This is a genomic window from Nostoc sp., assembly GCF_036917465.1.
Classification (GTDB): Bacteria; Cyanobacteriota; Cyanobacteriia; order Cyanobacteriales; family Nostocaceae; genus Nostoc.
The window spans coordinates 193,423-219,636 of the sequence record NZ_JBALDL010000020.1; the positions used below are offsets into that span (position 1 = coordinate 193,423).

At 39.4% G+C, this 26,214-nt stretch carries 14 protein-coding genes, 3 pseudogenes and 1 CRISPR repeat array; of the genes and pseudogenes, 10 read left to right on the forward strand and 7 right to left on the reverse strand.

The genetic code is table 11. The annotated features are described in order from the left end of the window. Nucleotides 1-41: 41 nt before the first annotated feature. The 8 genes and pseudogenes from V7K38_RS04695 to V7K38_RS29575 all read left to right on the forward strand — a co-directional run. The gene (locus V7K38_RS04695) at nucleotides 42-242 is read left to right on the forward strand and encodes a CopG family transcriptional regulator (RefSeq protein WP_334855828.1); all 201 of its coding nucleotides are present in this window, start codon (nucleotides 42-44) and stop codon (nucleotides 240-242) included. 577 nt (nucleotides 243-819) lie between these two features. Beyond that, nucleotides 820-2,049: a hypothetical protein gene (locus V7K38_RS04700; protein ID WP_334855830.1), complete on the forward strand. Its 1,230-nt coding sequence runs from the start codon at nucleotides 820-822 to the stop codon at nucleotides 2,047-2,049. A gap of 207 nt (nucleotides 2,050-2,256) precedes the next feature. Beyond that, on the forward strand, nucleotides 2,257-6,987 hold the full coding sequence (locus V7K38_RS04705; protein ID WP_334855832.1) for a GAF domain-containing protein: 4,731 nt from the start codon (nucleotides 2,257-2,259) through the stop codon (nucleotides 6,985-6,987). 258 nt (nucleotides 6,988-7,245) lie between these two features. Then, nucleotides 7,246-7,908, forward strand: coding sequence for a hypothetical protein (locus V7K38_RS04710; RefSeq protein ID WP_334855834.1), 663 nt, complete (start codon nucleotides 7,246-7,248; stop codon nucleotides 7,906-7,908). A gap of 109 nt (nucleotides 7,909-8,017) precedes the next feature. After that, a complete protein-coding gene (locus tag V7K38_RS04715; RefSeq protein WP_334855836.1) occupies nucleotides 8,018-10,216 on the forward strand; it encodes an OmpA family protein in 2,199 nt (732 codons plus the stop codon). A gap of 46 nt (nucleotides 10,217-10,262) precedes the next feature. After that, on the forward strand, nucleotides 10,263-10,787 hold the full coding sequence (locus V7K38_RS04720; protein ID WP_334855838.1) for a Rab family GTPase: 525 nt from the start codon (nucleotides 10,263-10,265) through the stop codon (nucleotides 10,785-10,787). Between the two features lie 355 nt (nucleotides 10,788-11,142). Continuing rightward, nucleotides 11,143-11,784, forward strand: a pseudogene (locus tag V7K38_RS29570) (histidine kinase dimerization/phospho-acceptor domain-containing protein); the annotation flags it as partial. A 135-nt stretch (nucleotides 11,785-11,919) separates the two neighbouring features. Then, a pseudogene (locus V7K38_RS29575) lies at nucleotides 11,920-13,206 on the forward strand (ATP-binding protein); the annotation flags it as partial. Between the two features lie 31 nt (nucleotides 13,207-13,237). Here the strand turns inward: V7K38_RS29575 and V7K38_RS04730 are convergent. Beyond that, the gene (locus tag V7K38_RS04730) at nucleotides 13,238-13,654 is read right to left on the reverse strand and encodes an ATP-binding protein (protein ID WP_334855842.1); all 417 of its coding nucleotides are present in this window, start codon (nucleotides 13,652-13,654) and stop codon (nucleotides 13,238-13,240) included. Nucleotides 13,655-13,804: 150 nt separating this feature from the next. Here V7K38_RS04730 and V7K38_RS04735 point away from each other — a divergent pair, with 150 nt between their 5' ends. Then, nucleotides 13,805-14,995 carry a SpoIIE family protein phosphatase gene (locus V7K38_RS04735; RefSeq protein ID WP_334855844.1) on the forward strand — a complete coding sequence of 397 codons (1,191 nt, stop codon included), beginning with the start codon at nucleotides 13,805-13,807 and terminating at the stop codon, nucleotides 14,993-14,995. Nucleotides 14,996-15,038: 43 nt separating this feature from the next. Here the strand turns inward: V7K38_RS04735 and V7K38_RS04740 are convergent, their stop codons facing one another. The 5 genes and pseudogenes from V7K38_RS04740 to V7K38_RS29580 all read right to left on the reverse strand — a co-directional run. Next, nucleotides 15,039-15,365 (reverse strand): STAS domain-containing protein, encoded by a 327-nt coding sequence (locus V7K38_RS04740; protein ID WP_334855846.1) that lies wholly within the window; start codon nucleotides 15,363-15,365, stop codon nucleotides 15,039-15,041. Between the two features lie 112 nt (nucleotides 15,366-15,477). Next, complete coding sequence (locus V7K38_RS04745) at nucleotides 15,478-16,176, reverse strand: PIG-L deacetylase family protein (RefSeq protein WP_334855848.1); 699 nt, start codon at nucleotides 16,174-16,176, stop codon at nucleotides 15,478-15,480. A gap of 208 nt (nucleotides 16,177-16,384) precedes the next feature. Continuing rightward, nucleotides 16,385-18,391 carry a glycosyltransferase gene (locus V7K38_RS04750; protein WP_334855849.1) on the reverse strand — a complete coding sequence of 669 codons (2,007 nt, stop codon included), beginning with the start codon at nucleotides 18,389-18,391 and terminating at the stop codon, nucleotides 16,385-16,387. 754 nt (nucleotides 18,392-19,145) lie between these two features. Further along, on the reverse strand, nucleotides 19,146-22,001 hold the full coding sequence (locus V7K38_RS04755; protein WP_334855850.1) for a DUF3131 domain-containing protein: 2,856 nt from the start codon (nucleotides 21,999-22,001) through the stop codon (nucleotides 19,146-19,148). Nucleotides 22,002-22,058: 57 nt separating this feature from the next. Then, nucleotides 22,059-22,205, reverse strand: a pseudogene (locus V7K38_RS29580) (phage integrase N-terminal SAM-like domain-containing protein); the annotation flags it as partial. 466 nt (nucleotides 22,206-22,671) lie between these two features. Between V7K38_RS29580 and V7K38_RS04760 the strand changes: the two are divergent. Continuing rightward, nucleotides 22,672-22,995: a hypothetical protein gene (locus V7K38_RS04760; protein ID WP_334855851.1), complete on the forward strand. Its 324-nt coding sequence runs from the start codon at nucleotides 22,672-22,674 to the stop codon at nucleotides 22,993-22,995. A gap of 358 nt (nucleotides 22,996-23,353) precedes the next feature. Continuing rightward, nucleotides 23,354-24,488: a CRISPR direct-repeat array (repeat unit 37 nt; unit sequence ATTGCAATTACCTAAAATCCCTATTAGGGATTGAAAC). 307 nt (nucleotides 24,489-24,795) lie between these two features. On the opposite strand, the gene V7K38_RS04765 is transcribed toward V7K38_RS04760, so the two are convergent. Then, nucleotides 24,796-26,151, reverse strand: coding sequence for a DUF4419 domain-containing protein (locus V7K38_RS04765; RefSeq protein WP_334855852.1), 1,356 nt, complete (start codon nucleotides 26,149-26,151; stop codon nucleotides 24,796-24,798). Between the last annotated feature and the right edge of the window lie 63 nt (nucleotides 26,152-26,214).

Consider the following 26,214-nt stretch of genomic DNA (forward strand, 5'->3'; position numbering starts at 1 on the left):
GATTTCGGCACAAAGCAACACTTTAAAGACACAAGACGATTATGAACAAAAAATGGGCTGTTAAACGACTAACAGTAAATCTGACAACCGAGGAAATGAAGAAACTTGAACAGTACTGTGCTTTGACAGGAAGACCAGCAACAGATGTAATTCGAGAATTGCTCCGAACTCTTGAGGTTCACAATTCTGAAAACTCTGAAATAGGAACAGCAGACTCAAGAATGACAGTTGGCAGTTCGTAAAAATCACAGTAACTATTCACCAGAATATCCTGCCAAATCTCATAAATCTGCTATCTTGACTTACCCATAGGACTAAAAGCAATACTTCTCGGTTCAAGGGAAAAGGTAAGGGATGAATTTAAACCCCTACCCTTTTCCCTTTTACTTTTCCGAGATCGCTCTCTTAAACTAGCGCGGGCAAAGACCTCGATTTTCAATGCAAGGTGCGTTAGCTTACGACAAAACACACCTTACTTATACTTACAATTTATATTTCTTCATATACATTAAATTTTTTCCGCAGACTTACTTACTCGCAAACAATACTAATTAGGCATTCAGGGGACAGCCTTATACCTTTAACAATTCAAAATTCAAGACAATTTGAGACAGGGATTTAAACCCTGACTGAAATTGAAGCTACGTGTAGACTTAGGGGTCTTAAACCCTTCGATTTCCTATAAAAGTAAACCTTTTTTCTTGGCTATGTCTTAACAAGCATATATTTTGGGCATCATAATCCCAAGCAGAATACATTAGCTAGCTGCCAGAAACTTTTTGGTAGGGAGTTTTTATTTACAACTATAAGTAGTGACCGATGGTAAATAATTTTATAGTATATCTCTTTATTTCTCGACACATTTCGTACACTAGGTTAATTTGGGGATGCCTACAGGTTCAATTAGGAGTAATCTGTAGCATCAGTATTTGGACATTCTCAGAAGCTAAGTTACAAGCTACCCAAGCACATCAGACCTGGAAATCACTTTCAGGATTCACCGAGGGAGCCACCAAAGTAAATCCCGCACCAACGCCTATTTTGATGGCAGCCCCCGAAAACTTCAATCCTGATTTGCAAATACCGCCAGTCATACCCAAACCACCGCAGAATTCTAGTCCACCAACAACTTCCACCAAACCGAAAACGCCCGATGCCGTTTTGGAAAGCATTGATACAGACTATCGCTATGACACAGATAACTTTGGGCAAACCAATTTCTTTTTTGAACCAACGGCTCAGTTTCGGTTGAGGAATGGCAATAAAATATTTTTCAAGACAGGTTTTAACTTCTTTGAGCAACCTGGTGTTGAATCAATTACGAATTTTCCCTTGCAAGTTGGATGGCAAGGGAAAATTGGGAAAGCAACTCTGCAAACAGCAGCCGGAGTCGATATCTTTAATCGTTTACCTACAGCTATTAATCTCAATGCAAAAGTGGAGGTTCCCATTGTGCCACCGCGAGTTTCGTCATCAGGTCATTTGCTATCGGCAGTAGTACTATCAGGTAATTTAGAACAAGGGGCTTATAAATCCAATGCTCGAACTTTAGAAAATCAAATTACTGCTTGGCGATTTGGGCCTGATTTATATTGGCAGATTGACCGTAAAACCAGCTTGTTTTCATCATTGCGTTTGGGTAGTTACAACGATGGTAATTTCGAGGTACAGTCATTTAATAGGCTAGAGCGCAAGTTTGGACAGTTTTCTCTGGCAGCTAACTTATTCACTTGGAGTTTCGATCGCAATTTAGAACGTACAAGTGGTTATTTTTCCCCACAAGATTTTCTAGTTTACAACGCTGAGGTGGGTTGGGAAGGAGATATTGTTAATTTTTTACGCTGTCGCTTCGCTGCCAACTTAGGACAGCAACGACTTAACGGAAAATTTGACAACGCCAATACCTATCAAACGCGCTGTACGGTAAAGTTTTCACCCGATGTAGAGGCAGACTTTGGCTATACCTTTAGTAATGTCCGCAATCAAGAAACTGGGGGAAGTACCTACGGTGGTAATTCCTTGGCAGGACAGTTGCGGGTCAAGTTTTAGGGGGTACTAAAGTAATTCGTAATTCGTAATGGGCTACGCCCCGCTACGCTAACGTAATTCGTAATTCTGTAACAACAACTTTAGCCGTAGATAATGCCAAGTTGAAAAATGATTACGACAGATGAATTCACATCTAGCCAGATGCACCAAGGCGATTCCCAATCCAAAATCTAAAATCTAAAATCCAAAATGGTATAAGGCTCAAGAATGAAAGCACCATTACCTGATAATGAAAAACAGCGAATCGAATCTCTTTTGGAGTATAAGGTTCTTGATACTCCTTCGGAAGCTGCTTTTGACGATCTCACCCATCTAGCCTCATATATTTGTGGAACTCCTATTGCCTTAATTAGTTTAGTTGATAGCGATCGCCAGTGGTTCAAATCCAAGGTTGGTTTGGATGCCCTAGAAACACCGCGAGATGTGGCATTCTGCGCCCATGCGATTCTGCAACCGGAAGTTTTTGTTGTGCCTGATGCAACACTTGACGAAAGGTTTGCCTCAAACCCGCTAGTCACCTCTAATCCGAATGTTCAGTTTTATGCTGGTGTACCCCTAACTAACCCTGAAGGATATGCACTCGGAACCCTTTGTGTAATTGATAATGTACCAAGAAACCTCTCGTCAGAACAAGTTGAAGCGTTACGAATTTTAGGTCGCCAGGTAATTAAGCAACTAGAAATGCGGCGCAACTTAGCAAGTTTGGTATTGGCGAGTCATAGTCACAAACAGACACAAAAGGTAAGCAAACAATTTTTCAAAAAAGTTGCCGCCGGGTTTGGGCTGGCGTTAGCAATTTTAGTTCTGATTGCCACGCTCTCGTATCAGAGTACAGAAGTGTTGATTAATACGAGCAAAGGGTTGAACAATACTCAATTAACAATCAACAGCTTGCATGAACTGCTGTCTAATATCAAGGATGCTGAAACGGGACAACGTGGTTATATACTCACCGGAAATGATGCGTATCTCAAACCATATCAGACAGCACTTATTAATCTTCCTCCAGAAATTAAGCAGCTAAGAAAATTAACAGTAGATGCTCCTAAGCAACTGAGTCAACTCTATACCCTTGAATCCCTAATACTACTAAAACTGAAAGAACTGAAAAAGACTATCGACCTCCGCCAGAATATTGGGTTAGATGCTGCATTGGAAGTAATAAATGCAAATCAGGGAAATAACTTAATGAGTGATATTCGCAATATCATTCGTGAGATGGAAAACGAGGGGAGGGACGAGCTTCAGCAGCAGTTAACAATCACAAAAACCAGTGCTAACAATACTATTTTGATGCAGGCGATCGCTATTTGCCTAAGTTTTCTGATTTTGACCATAGTCTACTACTTCATTTATCGTGAAGTAAAAGAACGGAAATTAGCAGAGGAAACACTGAATCAAGAACGCAACTTTATCTCAGCAGTCCTTGATACAGCCAGCGCTTTGGTAATAGTTCTGGACACACAAGGGCAAATCGTTCGCTTCAATCAAGCTTGTGAACAAACAACTGGTTACTCATTTGATGAGGTGAGAGGAAGGCATTTCTGGAACTTATTGCTAATTCCTGAAGAGGTAGAGCCGATTAAAGCAGTTTTTGAACAGTTGCGAACTGGTGAAGCACCCAGAGAATATGAAAACTATTGGGTAGCAAAGGATGGCACTCGGCGGTTGATTTCATGGGCTAACGCTATTTTGCAAGACGATGAGGGTAGCCTTGAATACATTGTTGGCACTGGTATTGACATCAGCGCTGTCTCCGACGAGCTTCGCTTACGCAAACGAGCAGAACAGCATCTCAAAGCCCAGTATTCTACAACGCGCGTCTTAGCAGAGTCAACTACAATTAACGAAGCCATGCCCCAAATCTTGCAAGGAATCTGCGAGAGTTTAGGATGGGATTTAAGTGAAATTTGGATGGTAGATCGGCAAGTAAATATACTGTATTTCCTAACATCCTGGTATAAAACATCTTCCAAAATCCAAGAATTTGAAATCCTCAGTCAACAGACCACCTTTGAACGAGGAATTGGTCTGCCTGGTCGTGTTTGGGCTAGTGCTGAACCTGTTTGGATCGTTGATGTAGTTAAAGATAACGATTTCATCCGCTCTCAAATCGCTGCCCAAGCAGAACTGCATGGAGCTTTTGGTTTTCCAATCCATAGTGGTAAAAAGATTTTTGGTGTCATTACCTGCTTTAGCCATGAAATCCAGCAACCTGACCCAGATTTGGCAAAAGTTATGAATTCTATTGGTGAGCAAGTAGGGCAGTTTATTGAGCGCAAGCAGGCAGAAGAAGAACTCCAACGCCAAAATTTGCGATCGCAACTATTTACTGAAATCACCCTGAAGATTCGTCAGTCTCTGCAAATCAAAGAAATTCTCCAAATCAGCGTTACAGAAGTCCAAAAAATTCTCCATAGCGATCGAGTTTTGATTTATCAACCCTTGACAGATGGATCTGGAAGCACTGTAGTTGAGGCAGTAATTTCTGACTGGCTAGCAATAAAAGACAAAAAACTCACGGATACTTACTTTCAAGCGGAATATACACAGCAGCACTATTTACAGCAGTATCGTCAAAAACAGAATCTAGAGCTTCCTGACTTAGATATAGTGGAAATTCAAAAATGGCATATAGAATTACTAAAACAATTAGGGGTCAAATCCAATTTGGTTATACCCATTCTTGTCAAAGAAGAACTCTGCGGTTTGCTGATTGTCCATCAGTGTAGCAGTTCCCGCCAATGGTCTAGTTTTGAAACTCATCTTTTACGGCAAATAGCCGATCAAGTAGGCATTGCCTTAGCCCAAGCCCAAATGTTATACGCAGAAACTCAACAGCGAAGAGAACTGGAAGTTGCCCGTCATCAAGCTGAATTAGCTTCTAAAACCAAAAGTGCTTTTTTAGCAAATATGAGTCATGAAATTCGGACTCCGATGAATGCTGTGTTGGGCATGACAGGCTTAATGTTAGAAACTCCGCTAAACTTCGAGCAACGGGATTTTATGGAAACCATTCGCATTAGTGGAGATGCTCTTTTAACCCTAATCAACGAAATTTTGGATCTTTCTAAACTTGAAGCTGGGGAAATGGCACTAGAAACCCTAGATTTTGACTTATCTACCTGTGTGGAAGAAGTATTGGAATTATTGGCTCCCCCAGCCCATAATAAGGGATTAGAAATTGCCGCGTTAATCTATCCCAACGTCCCTACCCAACTCCAAGGCGATGCTGGCCGCCTGCGGCAAATTCTGATGAACCTGATCAGCAATGCAATCAAGTTCACTAGCAATGGAGAGGTAATATTAAGAGCGGAATTGCGTTCGCTTTCTTCTAATACAGCCACCATTTATTTTGCCATTACAGATACCGGTCTTGGGATTACTCCTGAAGACCAATGCAAACTCTTTACGCCATTTACCCAAGTAGATGCTTCCATCACCCGTAAGTATGGTGGTACAGGTTTAGGATTAGCCATTTGCAAGCAACTCATCAATTTGATGGGAGGAGAAATTGGCGTAGAAAGTCAGTTGGGAAAAGGATCTAAATTTTGGTTTGAAGTAACTTTTGCCCAACAACTTCACCCGATTTCCTCACAAGTTAATGGCTTTGCCAACGCTAAGGGCGAAACCGAACTTTTGCTAAATCGACGCTTGTTAGTGGTGGATGATAATACCACTAATCGCAAAATCATCTACCATCAAGCTACCCGTTGGGGAATGGTCGTAGATCAGGCTGCTTCGGCTGCTATTGGCCTTAAAGCTATCGAAGAGGCTGCAAAGCAAAAAAATCCATATCACATTGCTGTGATTGATATGCAGATGCCAGAAATAGATGGCTTGACTTTGGGAGAACAAATTAAGGCAAATTCAGCGATCGCTAGTCTACCTTTGATTATGCTTACCTCTACTAATCAACGCGATGAAATCCAACGAGCGCTAAAAATAGGATTTGCAGCTTATTTGGTCAAACCTGTTAAGCCGTCCCGATTCCTCGATACCATCATAACTATCTTAGGAACGGAGGAGACAGGAGACAGGAGTCAGAATTCAGAATTTAAAAGTCAGAGGTTACAACTAAAAAATTATGAAAACAATAGCAACGATCATTCTCCTAGCTCCCGCTTCCCGACTCGTGACTTCCATAAATTGAGAATTCTTTTAGCTGAAGATAATCTAGTGAATCAGAAAGTAGCTTTGAAGCAACTCCAAAGCCTGGGTTATAGTGCTGATGTCGCTGGTAACGGTAAAGAAGTTTTGCAGTTATTAGAAAAAATCCCTTACGATTTAATTCTGATGGATTGCCAAATGCCAATTCTTGACGGTTTAGAAACTACAAAAGAAATTCATCGTTGGCAAGAAAGCAGCTTTATCAGTAGTCGTCGTCCTGTAGTAATTGCGCTGACAGCTAATGCCATGAAAGAAGACCAACAAATGTGTCTAGATGCCGGAATGGACGACTATCTGAGCAAGCCAGTAATTAAAGAAAAATTGGCTGCGGCACTACAGCGTTGGGGAAGTGTAATATTCAAAGCAAAAGAAACAGATGTCTTGGAGCAGAAAGCTTCTACAACTGATGTAGGTTCACTTAACCTCCCAATTGATTGGGAACGCTTGCATCAACTTTCAGAAAACAACTTAGAATTTGAATTGGAACTTCTGCAAATATTTGTTGAAGATATTGAACCTCGGCTAGAGGTAATTAAAATAGCGATCGCAACTCATGATTTTGGGCAAATAGGTCAAGAAGCTCATCAAATTAAAGGTGCTAGTGCCAATATTGGAGCTACAGCCATGCATCTGGCAGCAGAAAAACTAGAACAACTAGCATTCAATCAAGAACGTCGAGGTAATGCTAACTTAATCTTGGAATTAGAAGAGTTTGTAAAACGCATCCAAGAATTTTTGGAGTGTAAAGATCATAACTCCAAAATCTGAAAAATCAATAATATTTATTAACAAATTAAAAATGATAGCTTTTTAGGAGTAAGCATGAAAAATACTTATTCTACATTTATCATTACCCATTTACTCTTTTTAAGATAGAAATTCTGAATAATTGGGAATAATAACTTTGATGTACTAAAAGTAGGTTAGGTGAGTTAGCTGCATCTGATGCTGAGAATATTTAGCCTAAATGCCAGTTAAATCCGTACCTCCTATCCCCAATAAATTCCCGAAAAGTGAGGTTTTCTGATGAGTCAGATGAGTAAAGACGATGTACGAGAACGGCTTGGTAATATCGATCAGATCCGCGATATTATTTTGGGAACGCAGCTAAGAGAGTATGAAAATCGATTTAACAAGCTGGAGTCAGACATATCTCTCCTACAACAACAAATGCGATCGCATGTCGAACAACTCAAGTCCAACTTTTCAGCTGAACTAAAAGCAGGATTTGAGGCGCTGGATAAAAAGCTGAAATCACTCAACCTGACAACTCAAGAAGAAACTCTTGACTTACGGCAACAGGTTGATAAACTCAATAAAAAGTTCTCTAGCAGTGTTCAGTCCCTTGATGAAACATTAGATAACCAAACTACCTCCATTCGAGATGAAATCTTTCAAACTAAAGTCCATTTACAAGATGATGTCACGGCGTTACGCGATCTGATTTTAGAAGAGATAGATCGCCGCTTCTCGCAGTTAACAGACACTAAAGTTTCTAAAGACGATATGGCTGAAACTTTATTTGCCTTGGGAATGCGTCTAAAAGAAACTGAATTTATTCCTAAGTTACGAGAAGCGGCCGATGAACGCAACGACAACTATACTGCTGTACCTGTACCACTTCTAGAAACTACAAAGTTGTCAAAAGTGTTAACTCACTCTAACAGCACCGCAGAATTACATTCTTAATAAACTCAGGAGGCAAAGGGACACAGACACGATTTATCGCCTCTCTCTTGTACAGACGCGATTAATCGCGTCTCCTAAATCAGCACATTTAAAGACAAGAATTACTGATATGACTCAGGTGAAAAATTTGATTTCTCAAGATGTTGAGTTCAAGCCAGAAGAAGCTGTACAGCTTGACAATTTAGTGGATCTACTTGTCGAACTGAAAATTATTGAACCACCTGAGCAATCTTTTTCTTCATTTCCATCCGAAACTGCTCCTAGTAATGACTCTATTACAACAGAAAATGAGGCATTGCAACTTACTCCAGTGACAATAGAAATATGTGAAGCTTATTTAGAGTCGGCTTTTAATTCTCGTCAAAATGCAGCTTATTCAGCGAAACTTGTCGAAGAAGAATTAGAAAAAAACATTGAAATGGTTGCAAGTTTTGAGGAAAATATAGACAACTCAGAAGATATATTGCAAAAATTAAAAGATATATTAATTGGATATGAATTATCACAAATTAACAATCTTGTAGATAAACTTGAACAAAATTTAATAAAACTAGAGCATCAAATTTACGATCCTAAAGAGCTAATAAATCTACTCCTTCCGTATATTTCTGAGCTTTTAAGACTGAAGATTTTAGAGTCTAAAGAAGAATTTGTACAGATAATTGCCCCAATTATCGATCATACTATCCGCAGTCGCACTGAACAGGATAGAAGTAGCATGAGTTCTGCGATCGCACCTGCTATACCCTTAGCGATTAGTCAGCAGATTATTGTTGCTCCAGAAGAAGTTTCAGATGCGATCGCTCCTGCAATGGGACGAGCGATAAAAAAGCAAATTGAAATTGAACAGAATATTGTTGTGGATGCACTCTACCCAATTATTGGTAGTACCATAGCCAAATATATGGCAGAGACAATCCGTGCGATTAACCGGCAAGTTGAAGAAACTCTTAGCGTTGAAGGGATAAAACGTAAAATTAGTGCCAAATTACAAGGAGTTTCCGAGGCAGAATTAATTCTTAAAGAAGCTCTACCATTTACAATTAAAGCTATTTTCTTGATTCATAAAACATCTGGTTTAGTTATCTCAGACATTCAGCGTTCTGATGGACAACAGCTAGAAGCTGATATGGTAGCAGGAATGCTAACGGCGATTCGCAGCTTTGCCAATGATTGCATCAATCAATCTGGAAGCGTGACAGAATTAGACGCAATTCAATACGGTACATCCAAAATAATTTTAGAAGTTGCAGGATACTGTTATTTAGCGATCGTTGTGCAAGGAGAAATGAGTAAAAAATTTCTTTTGCAAATGCGACAAACCTTTAGAAAAATCGTGAAGAATCATGGTGATTTAATTGAAAAATTTGACGGAGATCCAGATACAATCCCGGCTGAAATTCATACAATATTGGAAGAACTTAAAGGTACAGATATTCCGCAAAAAAAGAAAAGTAATCAATTATCACCGTTACTGATATTAGCCTTAACCATTATTAGCGCAATTTTCATTCCTTGGGGTATTTGGCAACACCATATTGGAGCGATCCGTTCTATTGAAAATAAAACTTCCTTGGCTCTAACTTCTGTTCCAGAACTAGCCGTATATCGGCTCACCGTGCAGGTAGAACACAATAAATTAAAATTAACAGGACTATTACCTAATCAACTTCTTCGCCAGAAAGCCGAGCAAATTGTTAAAGTAACCTCCCCCAATTGGTTGATTGACAATCAAATCTTATTAGTAGAACTACCAGCAGATCCTGTATTAGCTGCTGCTGAAGTCAAACGAGTCACAGCAGTTTTAAATCAGACGGATGGTACAGCCATTTCCGCTCAATACAGTGTTGGTAAAGTAGTTGTCGAAGGTAGTGTCAAGCGGATTGCAGATGCTCAGATTATTACTCATGCATTTGAGCAAATTCCAGGCGTAAAATTTATATCTAGCGCGGTAAAAGTGCAACCTCTGCAAATTGAAGTTCGATTTTACTTTCAACCAGACTCGGCGAATTTAATCAAAGCAAATTTAGGGTACAAGGTTCAACAGGTCAAATTTTTCCTCAATCAGCATCCAAATAAACATTTAAAAATTATTGGTTATAGTTATAACCATACTGGTACGAACACATCTCAAAAATTAGCACTGACGCGAGCAAAAACTGTACAACAAGCACTTATTAATTTAGGTATCGCGCCATCTCGTTTACAAGTAATTGCTAGGACAAGTTTACCACCAGTAATTGATGAAACTCACCCCTTATGCTTAAGCCGTTGTGTAGTTCTAGAAGCGATAAACAAGCAATTTTAACTTTAAAATACCTCTGATATATACAATACTAATTAGTTTTTAAAATATGTCTATAATTTCTAAAAAAATCTGCTTATTTGGTGATTTTGGTGTTGGCAAAACAAGTCTAGTTCGCCAATTTGTAGAATCTCAATTTAGTGATGAATATCTTTCGACTGTCGGAGTCAAAATTTCTCGTAAATCAGTGAATATTTCTTCTAAAGACCTGGATGATGGGCGAAACTTACAGTTACTAATTTGGGATATTGAAGGTAGCAATAAATTTAAGGCAGTTGCTCAAAACTATTTTCAAGGTTCTAAAGGTGCTGTGATAGTTGGTGATGTGACACAACCAGAAACGCTCAATCATATCCGGGAGCATATTCAAAGTTTTTTAGCTGTTAATCCTAAAAGCTATATTGTTGTCGCACTCAACAAATCAGATATGATTGCAGCCGAATATTTAGAAAATATCCGCCAAATGTATCAATTTAACGATTTAAATAATATATTAGACACATATATAACCTCAGCTAAAACTGGCAATAATGTTGATGAGATATTTCAAACTTTAGCGACTCATTTAATTTAGTAAAATGAACTCATTGTTGACAAAGATATTATCTGTATGTCGGATTGAATATTTGATAATTGACGAAAACTTGAAGGTTGTAGAGACATCTCTGGGACTAAATCATTTTGCTAACATTTCTGATGAAGTCAAGCAAGGTGAGGATGTTCGGATTGCCTTTCCAGAATTAGAGGGACTTGAAGATATTTTTGATGCAATTCGACAAGGTGAGGGAGATAACTTTGAATTAAAGGGAATTATGCGCTCCCTAGATGCGGCTTCTCCTTTATATATTGATATTCGTATTACTAAGAATATACAAGAAAATTCTTCTAGCAATCCATTCATCATTCTTGTGGAAGACTCAACAGAAAGGATGGTTCTTGAGCAATCTTTGTTTCAAGGTGCAAATGAAGCAAATCTTTTGTTACGCAATTTAAAAGCTTCTAAACAATATATTGACCAAATTGTGACATCAATGCCAGATGCATTGTTGGTAACAACGCTGTCAAAGAAGATAAAAAAACTAAATCCAGCTGCACAAGTATTGTTAGAATATGACGAAACAGAACTCATCGGTCAACCTATTAGTAAAATTCTTAGAGAAGTCAATAGCTATAAATTAGAAATAGAAAATACTGAAAGTATTGATATTTTCCAGAATCAAGACATAAATCCTTTAATCCAAGAGATAGAAACTGTTTGTTATACCAAAAGTAGTAAAAAAATTCCTGTAGCTTTTTCATCCTCAATTGTGAAGACAGAAATTGAGCATTTCCAAGGTTATGTCTATATTTTGCGAGACATGACTGAACGGAAACAAGCAGAACTTGCTAAACAGGAATTCTTAGCAATGATTAGCCATGAGGTTCGGACTCCAATCGCATCGATAATTGGTATGTCCAGTTTGTTAATAGATTGTGGATTGACTATTGAACAGCAAAAATTTATTGAAATCATTTACACCAGTGGAAATTCCTTACTCAAAATCACTAACGATTTTCTTGACTTCTCTAAAATACAATCGGGCAACTTGGAACTAGAAGAGGAACCTTTTATTTTGCAAACTTGTATTAATGAGGCTTTTTATTTACTTACGCCTCAAGCTAGAGAAAAAGATTTAAAACTAATATTTTTAGATACTCTTAAATTTCCGACTACGATTGTGGCGGATATCACCCGACTACGCCAAATTTTGATTAATTTACTTAGTAATGCGATTAAGTTTACCGAAACTGGAAACATAGAAGTTTCAGTTATAATCCACAAGAATAGGAATATTAATCATTCTTCTGCTGCAAATACTGACGAGATTCAGTTTAGTATTAAAGATACAGGCATCGGGATTCCCCGCGATCGCGTTGAACGTTTATTTAAAGCCTTCAGTCAAGTCAACTCCTCAACTACTCGACAGTATGGCGGTACTGGCTTAGGTCTTGCCATTTGCAAGCAACTTTGCGAGTTAATGGGTGGCAGAATTTGGGTTGAAAGTGAACTCAGTGTAGGTAGTACATTTTACTTTACGATTGCTGCTTCTATTATTTTAGAGGAATCAGCAGAGGCGGAAGTCTTTGCACCCATCGAGGAGTTCCCAGTAAGAAATTCTGAAAATAACTGTGATTATCGTGTTTCTGATTTACCTAAATTAAGAATTCTCTTAACTGAAGATAATCATGTGAATCAGGTAATAGCCTTGAAGCAACTCAAAAGCCTGGGTTATAGTGCTGATGTTGCTAATAATGGCAGAGAAGCTTTACAACTATTAGAAAAACTTCCCTACGATTTAATTCTAATGGATTATCAAATGCCAGTCCTCGACGGTTTAGAAACCACAAAAGAAATTCATCGTTGGCAAGAAAGTAGATTTCTCAGTGGTCGTCGTCCTGTAGTAATTGCGATGACAGCTAATGCCATGAAAGAAGATAAACAAATGTGTCTGGATGCAGGAATGGACGATTATTTAAGCAAGCCAGTAATGAAAGAAAAATTGTCTGCGGCACTACAGCATTGGACAAGTGTGATATTCAGAGTAGAAGAAACAGATGCTAAAGAGCAGACAGTTGCTACAACATATGGAGATTCACTTGACCTCCCAATTGATTGGGGACGCTTGCATCAACTCTCGGAAAACAACCCAGAATTTGAATTGGAACTATTGCAAATATTTATTGAAGATATCCAATCTCGTCTAGAAGTAATTAAAATAGCGATCGCAACTCATGATTTTGGGCAAATAGGGCAAGAAGCCCATCAAATTAAAGGTGCTAGTGCCAATATTGGAGCTATAACAATGCATCTGGCGGGAGAAAAGCTAGAGCAACTAGCTTATAATCAAGAGCGTCGAGGTACTACTAACTTAATTTCAGAGTTAGAAGATTTTGTTAAACGCATCCAAGAATTTTTAATCATAACTCTTAACTCTGCCAAATCTGAAATCTAAAATTGAATTACTCCTAACTACTGCCGTAACTTCAATAAGATTTACTAATAAATAAACACCAACGATTATCTACTGTCGGCTTATAACTCAATTTGTCAGCAATAGCTGACATAATTTTTAAACCCCGCCCACGCTCTTGCTCATTATCCTCAAATTCAGATATTTGCCGTAATTGCTGCTCTAAGTCAAAGGGTTCACCTTTAGACCAAATGCGAATTTCTATATATTCATTGAATCGCACAGCTTCTATCTCAATAGGAGTTTCAATCGGTAAATTTCTGTGAGCGTGTTCAACAATGTTTGTAAAACCTTCCATCATCAGTGTTTGACATTGCCACCAAATTTGTTTATCGGCAATAGGCGGTTGATTCATCTGCTCGAACCAAGATAACACTTGAGGCGACGCTGTAAGGTCTGTGTTGACTTTTAGACAAATTTTATTTTTCACTTCTTAACCAAGAAAATATTTTGAAACGATCGTATTCGGTAAGTAATTTATTTAATTTGAGTATTTTCACTATACATTTCAAACTAAATTGCATATAAGTTGAATTAGAGCTATTAGTTCCTTTTGATTTTACTTAGTAAACTTTAATTCATGTTTAAAATTTTAGTTATTGATGATGACCCTATAGTGCGAACAGTACTGAAAAGAACCCTCCAAAATCAGGGTTATGATACCAGTATCGCCAAAGATGGAGAGGAAGGAATTGCACAAGCACAATTACTACGTCCTGCTCTGATTATCTGTGACTGGATGATGTCCCAGGTAGATGGGTTAGAAGTTTGTCGTCGAATTAGAACAAATCCAGAGTTGGCAACTACTTTTTTTATTCTATTGACGGCTAGGGGAGCAGCTAGAGGAGAGGAAGAAGATCGAGTTAGGGGACTTGACGCTGGAGCAGATGAGTTTATCTCTAAACCAATAGAGATGAATGAATTGAAAGCACGGGTAAGAGCAGGACTAAGATTACACCAGGTAAATCAGGATTTACAAAGTCAAAAAGAAGTTTTGCAGAGACTAAATCAAGATTTACAAACCCAAAAGCAAATTTTGGAAGCAGAATTAGCTGAGGCTGCTGATTATGTGCGATCGCTTCTACCTTCACCGCTTGTAGGAGCAGTAACTACAGAAAATCTGTTTATTCCCTCGGCACAGCTAGGGGGTGATTGCTTCGACCATCATTGGATCGACGAAGATAATTTGGCAATTTATTTGTTAGATGTATCAGGTCATGGGGTGGGTTCAGCCCTCCTATCTGTATCGGTGTTGAATGTTTTGCGATCGCAATCTCTCCCGAACACTAACTTTTGTCAACCCAGTAAAGTCCTAAGAGCACTCAATCACGCTTTCCAAATGACGAAGCACGGTGATAAATACTTCACAATCTGGTATGGAGTTTATCACCGCCTTAAACGTCAACTTATTTATGCCAACGCCGGACATCCACCAGCTTTACTCTTATCTAAGACCTCTACAACAAGCATCCAAGTTAAACAGCTAAGTTCTTTAGATTTACCAATTGGTTTTTTACCAGATGTTCAATTTGAGGATGCTGTTTTGGAGATCGAAGAGAACACCACTTTATACATTTTTAGTGATGGTGTTTATGAAATTAATCAGTCAAATGGCGAAATTTGGGGAATTGATGCTTTCATTGACTTGCTAACTAAATATAGCTGGGAAAATACCTGTAATTTAAATCAACTATTAGCGAATATTCTCACCTTAAATGCTCAAAACAATCTTGATGATGACTTCTCTTTGGTAAAAGTTAACTTTGGTTAGTATAGCCAAATATGCACATCCAAATTTTGTATTATCTAACAGCCTATTGCGTTGCCAATATTTGGCTATTGAATTCATCTCGATCCGCAAAAGTTTGAAAAATTCTATCCATTTTAGTCAGTTCAAACAACATCCTGACTTGAGCGCTGATGGAACAAACAAAAAGTTTAGCATTAGCATTTCGCGTCATTTGCATTGCTGATACTAAAGCACCTAAACCAGAGCTATCGATAAAGTTTACTCCTTTCATATCAATCAATAATATCTCAGTTCCGTTTGCCAGAGCATCGCTTACTTCACGACGCAGTTCATTACCTCTAATACCATCCAAAATGCCCGACAATTCTAGTATTTTCACACTTGAACTCATTGTTTTCTCCTATTCTTTGCTTGAAAAAGATGTATTTATATTTTGGCACTGACATCAGGTAAACTGCAAGATAGATAGCAAGATTTTTGTGATTATTATGCAATCAGCTAAGTTAAATTGCTTGTCGGTTATTAGCTATTGCAGTAAAAAAGCTAGCATCTACGCATTGACGAGAAATTTCAAAAGCTTCAAAATAGCCATCTTTCTGACCTAATTCTCGCGCCCAGAAACGAGATAAAACTAGGATGGCATCAAGTTGCATAAATGCTTTATTCATCTCTGACTCATAACAACCGATAGCAGCAACTTTTTCCTCAATTACAGAAGTAATATCTACAAAAAAGTTGGGTTCAAAACCACGTAAAAAAACAGGTGGGGCTGAATACCATAAAGTTATATTTTTGCGGGTGGCAACATTAGAAACTGCGATTGCACATACTTCATGATCTCTATGTCCATATTTTTCAGGTTGTGGTGCATGAGTAATAATTAGATCCGGTTGCCAACGCTTAATAGCTTCTTCAGTAACTTTAATTACTGCTTGGGTTGAAAAATTGTACTCCTCAAGTGCATAAAATTCGTAAGTTGCACCGATAATTTTACCTGCTGCATCCGCTTCTTGATGACGTGTACCCTTAATAGATGAACTAGAAAGACTACCATCAGTCAAAATTAAGCAACGAACATTCCATCCTGCCTTGGACATCAGACTGAGAGTGCCAGCAGCAGGTAGAACTTCATCATCAGCGTGAGCATAAATTGTTAAGACAGTTCGCCCTGCAAAGTTTTTTGAATTTGAATCAGTATTCATTGTTGTTTGATTTTGAGATTCGATTTATCAGGAAGTTAAAAGTTATTCTTTTTCCTCCGTGTCCCTGTTTGAGGATGTTCTACAAGTTGCTAGTGATGTATCAAATACTTTTAGCTCCTCCTATATCCTCATTAAAAAGAGGGACTTTGACTCCCCATACCCCTCCTTTTTAAAACAGGGAATCAATAAGTGCCTATAAAAGCTCCTCTTATACTTCTTTTGGAGGCTGCCAAACAGATGCGCGGATGATGGCTGATAAAAGTAACAAGTTATAGATAGCCCACGCACTATTGAGTAGGTGAACCCAAGGATTATTTAGATCGCCAATTGCAAAGTGATAAAGGCTCCATAATATTCCCAAAATAGTGAGAACAAAGACAACTAACTGTGGCCAAACCAACCGGAGATAAATACCGGATTGCCTCTGCTTAGGTGTGACTTGAAAATTGAGTTTTTGTCCTGAAAACACACTCCATACGGCTTGGATGAGCAACGGAAATAAAGCTATCGCATATTGTTCAGAGCGCCAAACTTCTCTAGCTGGAATGCCCCAGGTAGCTGCTAAGAACGTGAGACGGTTGATAATGAAAGCTGGGAAAAAGTGGATGGCAAAGTCAGACCCGTAGGTTTTAACTGGAACAATATCTGTGAAAAAATAGATAATTGGACAAGAAATAAACACTACAGTTGCAAAACCAGAGAAATAACTATACATCGTCTTAAAATATTGCAACCTTTGCCAAAAGGTTAGCCCTGATTTGGTTAGTGGATTTTCTCGAACTAGTACTTGGATAGTTCCTTGGGCCCAGCGTAGTCGCTGCTTAAGAGTGGAACTTAGGTCATCTGGCGCTAAACCTTCTGCCAAAAGTTCATTATGATAAATCGATTTCCAGCCAGCACTATGCAGACGCATGGCTGTATTCATATCTTCTGTAATGCTATTACTCGATACGCCACCAACTAAATCAAATTCATCTAAACGTTTTTCATCTTTGGCAAATTCATCAGCAAAGTTTTGCAGTCCTACACTAACTAATGCCTCACGCCTCAATATGGCATTTGTACCTGTATAGAAAGCTGCATTCATGCCATCTTTTCCTTGTTGAAGTGGCCCATAAAATAAATTTGCTCGATGTCCAAAAGGATCGCCTGGAGGAATATTGTAAAAATCCTGGCGAGTCTGGACAAAAGCAATTTTATTCTGGTCGTATTTTCCGGTTGAAAGATTATAAGCGTAGAAATAAGGCAGAACTCGCTTGAGAAAATTTGGCTTGGGAATGTGATCGGCATCTAAAGTAACAATAAAAGTTCCTGCCGTTTCTCCAGAAAAAATTGCGTAATTAATGTTACCTGCTTTAGCATGATGCGCTACGCCAGGAGTCTTGGGACGAGCAATGTAACGAAACCGGGAGAGTTCCAACAGTTCTAGTTCTTTCTTACGAATACTTTCTTCTAAGGCTTTGCGTTCGGTAGTGAGGCGTTCGCGTAGCGTCTCCCCAGGAGAATCGCTAATACTTTGATGAGTCGGAGGCAGCCAAAGAATAAACTGTTGTAGACTTTGCACAAGTTCTGTAGCAAACTGGTTAGCCACTGGTTCTGATGATGCTTGCAGCCATTTTTCTGCGGCTTGAGTACTAGGTGTGAGATTTTCCAGTTGCTTTAAGCGCTGCAACAAATAAGAGTGTTCTGCATCAATCCGACTTGCTTCTTGTTGTAGTTGTGGTGATTGCAAATCCTCAATACACAACTTTTCTGTCATAGCCCGCATATCAGCCGAGTTACCATCATCTAAGATATAAACACGTAACTTTGTTGGCGGATAATCCATTGCCAAAGCACCTTTAGCAGTTTCTTCGACAATTTCCGATGGTTCGTTGTAACAAGTCACAAAGACATCGACTGTTGGCCAGTCGGATCTGGGTAGAGGTGGGATCATCTGGTCGAGAGACTTAACCTGTCGCACTAAAGGTCGCCATAACCCAATTACAAACATCACGCCGCCGAAATAACTATAAATTTCTGCTATCAGCAAAGGAATAGAGATCCACAGTGCATCAAAATTAATGGAATGGGTGATGCGCCATTGCAAATACCAGATCCCAAAAATTAAATTTATTTCTGCTAAGTAACGAAATAACAGCGTCCTTTTTTTGAGTGATGAGCGACTGTTACCAGAGAAGTTTGAGGAATGATCGCTAATAGAAACTGAACTCATCTTAGTAGTATTTTAGATTTTGGATTTTGGATTTTGAATTCGATTCTGCGCAGTAACTATCAATGCCATAAGCAAAAACCAAGCTGATAGGTATATGTTGCAAGAAAAGTTTGGGTCTTGGGAACCAAAACTCCTGCCGTTGGAAGGAATATTAGACCAATAGAACTACGGAGTTCTGAAGGCTATTCCTGATGATGTGAACTGCCCCATCTGTCTATAAGTTGGGGCAGTTCACATCATCTGCATTCCCTCAGCATAAGTATTCCCTAGTTGAATTCATTACTAACAACTTATTGGTAGAGGTAGTTAAAGAGGACGCAGGGACGCATTTTATCGCTACGTTTCCTTAATAGCGCTTCCCGATCTATTGAAATACATCTTAAAACCTCACCCCTAACCCCTCTCCTTGCTAAGGAGTGGGGAGATAAAGCTTATTCTTTATCGGGTGAGGTTAAGCTGTACCTCAGTTGCTTATAGCGGTTCTCAGTTGAGTGAGACAAGAACCCCACCCCCAACCTAGGGTGTTGACTCTGAACCCTTTACCCTATAAGACTTCATGCAAAAAATGTGTCGCCTGTTTTTGTTGCAAAGCGGCTGTTCCAGCCGCTTTACAACAAAGAAAAGTAGCATAAATAATTTTCTCTGAAATTGACTCAAAACACCCAAAGTCAACAGCCTACCCCCAACCCCCTCCTCGCTTGCGGGGAGGGGGCTATGATGTACCTTGTATGATTAGGAAACGCTATATTTAGTGTCAGTTACTCCCTGAAACCCAGTAATTTCCAGAATTATCAGAAATTAACTTGGTTTGTTGTCTGGCAGCGTTGGGTAAACCTCGCCCAGAATTTCCCTTTGTAACTTCTTGCCACCAAGGAGATTTCATATTGTTGGTGGGACGAATTAGGGGTTGTTGATTTATCACCTTGTAGAGCAAGGATTGCAAAATCATACTGTTGGTGCTGCTGGTGAAACCAACTGCTGTTTTACCCGTGGTTTCATAAAAACCCTCATAAAATCCGGCTAATGGGTTATATAAGTCAGTCGTTCCTTGCAGTAACACTTGACTATACTTATTTTCTGGAAGCAGAGCATGATAGGCAAAAGCAACTGCTGTACTTACTAATCGCCCCTTTGGTAAAGGTTGACCATCATCTCCTAAAGCTACCCAAGACTCACCTTTTCCAGTAATTGTGGTGTGGACAGTGTAAGGTTTATGATCGATTAAGGTGGTAGCTGAGGCTGTGAGAGTGCCGGTGCGACGGTAACGTTCAGCTTGCGCCTGGAAAATTGGCTCAAAAAGCGATCGCATTTGTGGATCTAGTCCAAATTCCAGTGCGTAGAGTAAGAAAGGATTGCTAACTGTGTATTGGTTTTTTGAGTTGGTATCCGTGCGGCGGCGTTGAATTGGCACTTTCACTCCCTCTACTAAGGTAGTTTCATATTCACCGCCAACAGCAGAACCATTAACATTAAATCCCCATAGCTGAAAAGCCCTAGCTGCATATTCTTCATATCCCAAGCGGGTTGCGGGCTTAACGCGGGTAAGCGATCGCCCATCTTGCTCTTTGGTAACGCTAGCACTGGAGAGAATACCCTCCCGCACCACACGCAAGTATGACCAATCCAGCACAATTTTATCTACCGCAGCCGTGTATTCTGGATGAGAGGTTTTTAAGTTATAAAGCGCTGCCAGCATTCTACCTAAATCTAAAGCTGACCAGCCGTTACCTTCTGCAATTGGATTTCCACCATAATCTATTGATTGCAGCGATCGCGTATCATAACCCCGACTTGGCAATTCTCCAGCAAATAATGGTAATTTTGTCAATGCTCCTAAAAGATGTCGGGTGCGTTGGTCAAATTCCTTGGGGGTAATTATATCGAGCGATCGCGCTGCATGGAGTGCTGCAAGATAATCTCCTAGTCCCCAGAGGGTTGCACCTTTGAAATCACTGCGATCGTCAATTAGCCCATTTTTGGAGTGATAATTCGCTTGAAAGTATCGCCAAGCCGCCTCTGCATAACGCCCTTCAATCACCGTCAGGGGTCTATTTAGTTTCAGGTTTGATGGCTGGGGACTATCCACCGGTGGAATAGGTGCAACAGCGACTTCTGTAGGTTTAGAAGTATTCGCAGGGGTTGCAGGCAAAGTTGTAACAGTAGAATTTGTTTGATTTGAGGGTGTTGCAGGTGGAGTTGTAACAGTAGAATTTGTTTGATTCGAGGGTGTTGCAGGTGGAGTCGTAACAGTAGAATTTGCTTGATTTGAGGGTGTTGCAGGAGAAGCATTTTCACTGGGCTTACCAGTAGACACACTCGCAGAACTAGAACCAATTAAAGGGTGATTTCCCTTAGCTTTGTAATATAAAATCTCCAAAATCAGCCCATTAGTATTACCTGTCAAAGCTTTATTGGGTTGCTTGGATTCTTCATAAATACCAGCATAGTAACCACTATCATCAGGACTGCGGAGATCCTTGACAGCATCAAAAACTTTTTGAGCATAAGCATTATCTGGAAAAAGATAGCGCCAGCCAAAAGCTGCTTTGGTACTGATGCTGCGAAACTGGGGATAAGGTTGATTGGCATCCGTGATTGTTGCCCAGTTTGCACCGTTGGCGTAGACAGTGTTGTAGAGAAAATAAGGCGCTTGATCGATATTATCTTCTGTGACAGCAGTCAACTGGCCTGTGCTATCGTAACGCCGTTTTTGGACATCTAAAACCCTGGCAGCAAAATCACCTAACTTACCTTGTAAACCAAATTCAATCCCATCCAGGATATAAGACTCACTAAGAACGTAATTATTAGCATTAGTGCTTTGAAAGTCACGGCTATCAACGGGAATTTGCACACCATTAATTTCGACTAACTTAAACGGTTCTAAAGCGATCGCTTTTGGTGCAGCGAAACCCCAAAGTTCATAACCTCTGGCACCATATTCTTCATAGCCGAGTCGTCCCTCTTGCACTAGTAGGGTTTTGTTGTCTGGGAGAACAGTAGCGCCAAAAAGTTGTCCATCTTTGAGCGATCGCGCCACTTGCCACTTTGCTACAATTCCTTTGAGCCAATCATTATATTGCGGATGGCAAGTGCGGATAACATCAAACGCCGCCAGGATTCGCCCGACATCCAAAGCAGACCAGCCAATACCCCGCTCAAGGGGATTATTGCCATAGTCAACCATTTGTCCGTTGGCTGCGTTATAGACTTTATTGGGCAAAGCATCCTCAAATAACTTCAGGCTGCTGAAAGTCGTCAAAAACTTGTTGAGACGAGCATCAAAGTCTGTTTGATCAGTCAGATTCAACCAGCGTGCAGCATTCAACGCCATCAGGTAATTGCCCATATCCCAGAGTGTACCAGAAGGATAACCCCCAGTAGAATTGGTAAATCCCGTTGCTGGCTGATAATTTTTGACAAAATACTGCCAAGCCGCGCGAGCGTAAGTTTGTTCATCTGCTGTCAGAGGGGCTGTAATATTGCTACAGCTATTGGAATTTTGGGATAAGACTGGTGTTGGGATGTAAAACAACAATTGCAGAAATGTTCCAACTAGGAATAATGCAATCCATCTCAACAGCTTGTGTTGATGGGGTTTGTATCTCATAATAATGCGAGGCTCTTTAATACTTGAATTTGAGTTGATGCAGCGACGTTTTTTTACAGCTAAATGTCTTAAGAAGGCTCTTATTTGCACACTCACCATATATTTGGAATAGCGCTGATTGTGAAAACAGATGTAACGCCTAATCAAGTCAATGTAGCTTTTTTCTGTTTGGTAACAATAATCCTGAAGCCGAATTTTCTTCAGAAAAACATTTCGACGTTAAAAGGGTATTCCATGTTTGGTAACAATAATGCTGAAGCCGAATTTTCTTCTGTACGCTTTCTAGTAGGTTTTTGGAATATTTTTCCATAGAGTAATATCTAGAAAATTTACGTATAATGTCCTGATTCGGATATTACCTGTAAAAATCTTGAATATCACCAAGGAATATACTTAAAGTGAGATGTTTAAAAGCAAAGTCGGGTATTTATACGGGTATTTTCGGTCTAATATCTAAAAGAGGTTATGGATGGAAAATTTTGGATAACTACACCAAATCAGATACTCTTGACGAGATAATATCTCAAAGCCTTCTGTCTATATTCCACGCCAATCATTCGTTTCTAACCTACGGTAGTTGTTGGAAATGGTGCAAAATATGAGATTTTTCCGGTTGAGCCAAAATATAAGTGAATAATTACTTTACATTGAATATGTATAGCTAAAACTCATGGATATACCCCAGCGCGTATCAGTACGCTACAAAGATGCGTCTTTCAATAGCAACGAAATCCGCTTAAGAACCTTCCGGCTTGGGTTACAAATATGGGAAGAACAAACCAAACCTAGAAAAACAGAGCTTTATCAGTTTATATCCTCTTGCTTGAAGCAAGTTGACCGTCAAGATCGTTTTATGTTTTCTCTGTTATTCATAGAATTAACAGACCTCATACGCAATTCTTCCCTAGAAAGGGGAACGAAAGAGGTTTTGATTAAAACAGCTTTTAGGGAATTTGCTTGTGCAATAACAGACTTTGAAGACGTTACCAAATAAAGTTAGTCATGAAGTGCTGGTATTGGGTAGGCGTAGCCCAATCGAAGCATCGCCTTAAAGTTAGGTAACTGAATCGAGTAGGATATCTATAAAGTAAACAGCTTTCCGATCTGATTAGTTTTTTCGCTAATTGCGCGGATAGGTAGGTGTTGGATAAGGGGGGACTAGAAAAATGGCTGAATTCTCCTATATGCAAGAGCTTGAGAGCGATCGGATTTCTAAACCATCCGCGCACCTTATGGAGACTAGCTTTCAGCCATTTGCCTCTAGCCAAATTACAACTCCTCGTGTTATGCTTTCTCTATTCGCGCAACCGAACCTTGAAAACCAAATGAAGCAAGACTTTCAGAAGCCAGCTATTGCAATTACCTAAAATCCCTATTAGGGATTGAAACAATTTCATTGAGAACATCAGTCATTGCTCGACCACCCCATTGCAATTACCTAAAATCCCTATTAGGGATTGAAACTGTTTTCCGTAAACTTCCTTGGTTGGGGGTACGACTGGATAATTGCAATTACCTAAAATCCCTATTAGGGATTGAAACACTAATTGATGCTCAAGCGCAATTTCGCAAGTGAGATTGCAATTACCTAAAATCCCTATTAGGGATTGAAACAATGCTGTAACAAGTTGTTATACTACTTGCTTCTAATTGCAATTACCTAAAATCCCTATTAGGGATTGAAACCAATTATTGTGCGGCTCTCTCCCTCGTATTGGTAAATTCCCAAATTGCAATTACCTAAAATCCCTATTAGGGATTGAAACATGATTAAATAGTTCCTTCCAATTGCGGTGTGAAATTGCAATTACCTAAAATCCCTATTAGGGATTGAAACAGTAAGCCTGTGCTTATCTATTACTTCCTGGTTATTGCAATTACCTAAAATCCCTATTAGGGATTGAAACTACAGCAACACTAATTGAATCAGCTAGTGGAATTTATTGCAATTACCTAAAATCCCTATTAGGGATTGAAACCTGAAATATTGTCACGAAAACATTCCTTAAAAATTGCAATTACCTAAAATCCCTATTAGGGATTGAAACAAAACATAGTACTTAGAACAGATTCTAAAAGCGTATTGCAATTACCTAAAATCCCTATTAGGGATTGAAACATATTCATTCATGGGTTTGGATTGCTCTAGCACATTGCAATTACCTAAAATCCCTATTAGGGATTGAAACTTGAAAATTACTATCAGTTGAAATATCTTTAATAAATTGCAATTACCTAAAATCCCTATTAGGGATTGAAACAGGGTGGTAATTGAGCCGTTTAAATTCGATGTAGCATTGCAATTACCTAAAATCCCTATTAGGGATTGAAACTTAAGGACGATAGTCTTACTACCTTTACTCAAGCCGCGATTGCAATTACCTAAAATCCCTATTAGGGATTGAAACGGAGCATAGACGGAATGCAATAGATGCATCGATTCATCGCCCATTGCAATTACCTAAAATCCCTATTAGGGATTGAAACAAGCTTGGCTACAATTTACTCACTGATGGCTAACCATCAGTTAATCATACGTAAATAACTGAACATTGTTACAATCAAGGCACTTACGCGCCCGCATCTTTTCCCCTTCCCCCCACCCAGCCCCATCAGCCCGGAAATACACCCACTGACTTGCTGATTCTCCAACGGTACGACCGCAAAATTTTGTGAACCGCAGATTGGACATGGCGTTTCTTGTGGCGTGTAGCTTTTTTGATCTGGTTGGTTGTTCATAAACTCGACTTTAATAATTAAGGAAAAATCTCTGTGAGTTGCTCATGTAGGTGTTTCAAGACTCCCAGACGCAATTGGAATCGTCAAAATAGTATCGCCCCTGGACTTGAAATATGCGTTCAAAGAGTTCTGGAATGCTCTTAGCAATAACTATGGGATTTTGAAGCACATTTTGATCTAAAGTCTGCTTGCCCAAAAGAATCAAACATTCGCTCTTGCGAAAGTTAAAAACATAGGCAATAGAGCGCCCATCTTCGAGATCAATTAGGTGGGTTGCATCAGAGCAGAAAGAATTTGGCTCAGGGATTTCGTAGGTTTTACCAGAATTAAACTTTGGAATTTGCCAAGAATGACCGCTATTAGCATAAAGTATGGCTCCATCAAATCGCTCCAGGATTTGAATGTGTTCTTTGGGAACTGCATCATAAAAGTTATGAGAAAATTCCGACCAATTAATAGGCGCTTGTGTGATGTGCTGCTGTTGAATTTTGTCGAGTAACTCTGCAAAGTTATTATTACGTTCACGCACAGCCCAGCCAATTTCGGGTTGTAAAGTTTGCTGTAATGAATCTTGATGAACGCCAATGAAACCAGCAAGTAGTTCTAGAGAATGTTCTTGTCCATCTGGCGTTATGAGCTGGAATGGAGTTTGAGAGAGTCCCAAAGGCAAGCATTCAGGAGAAATACCATGAGCAATTTGTTTGAAAAATAATGGTTCAGATAATGATGCGTTCTCCAGTTCGCAGCGATCAATTTCCAGAACGGGATTCTTCACCGAGGGAGCTTTAGTTACTGAATGCGTAATATAAGGGAACAAATCTGTCAACCAGCCAGTAATTAGTTCAACACCATAAACAGGTTCAGGTTTGTAGATACAGCGCCAAAACTCTAGTGATGGTCTTCCTGAAGCTGTTTCCACAAATTCTCGACAAATTGGCATTAAACGAGCAGTCCACCAATCTAAATCATACTCAGCCATCATTTGAACGCGATCGCTGATCCTTTGCCAATCTTCTACAGTACCTAACAGCGTCATCTCAGGAATGCCACACACGCAGTACATTACGTAGTCAAAATATTTTTGGAAGGCATTCATCATTACGACATGACTAGCTGTGTGAGTGATGGGTGTTGTAGTACTGAAGTTACACTCTAGCAATCGATATAGATCCGCTCCTACATAATTGCGGATATGCAATACCCATTCTTGAACTGCTTGACTCCAGTGCTGGGGATGGCTGGGTATTTGTCGAGTTTCAATTATCAGTTGTTGTTTCCCCTGGTGATTAACTAAGCGCGATCGCAAACTTTCTGCATGATTGTTGATATGTTGAGCAAATCCTTGTGATAATGTTATCCAAATAATGTCAGGTGTTAACAATACAGCACCTGCGTCTATTATGAGGTACACTAAATTAAAATACAAATACTTTTAAATGAAGTCATATTCTGTCGATCTTCGAGAAAAAATAGT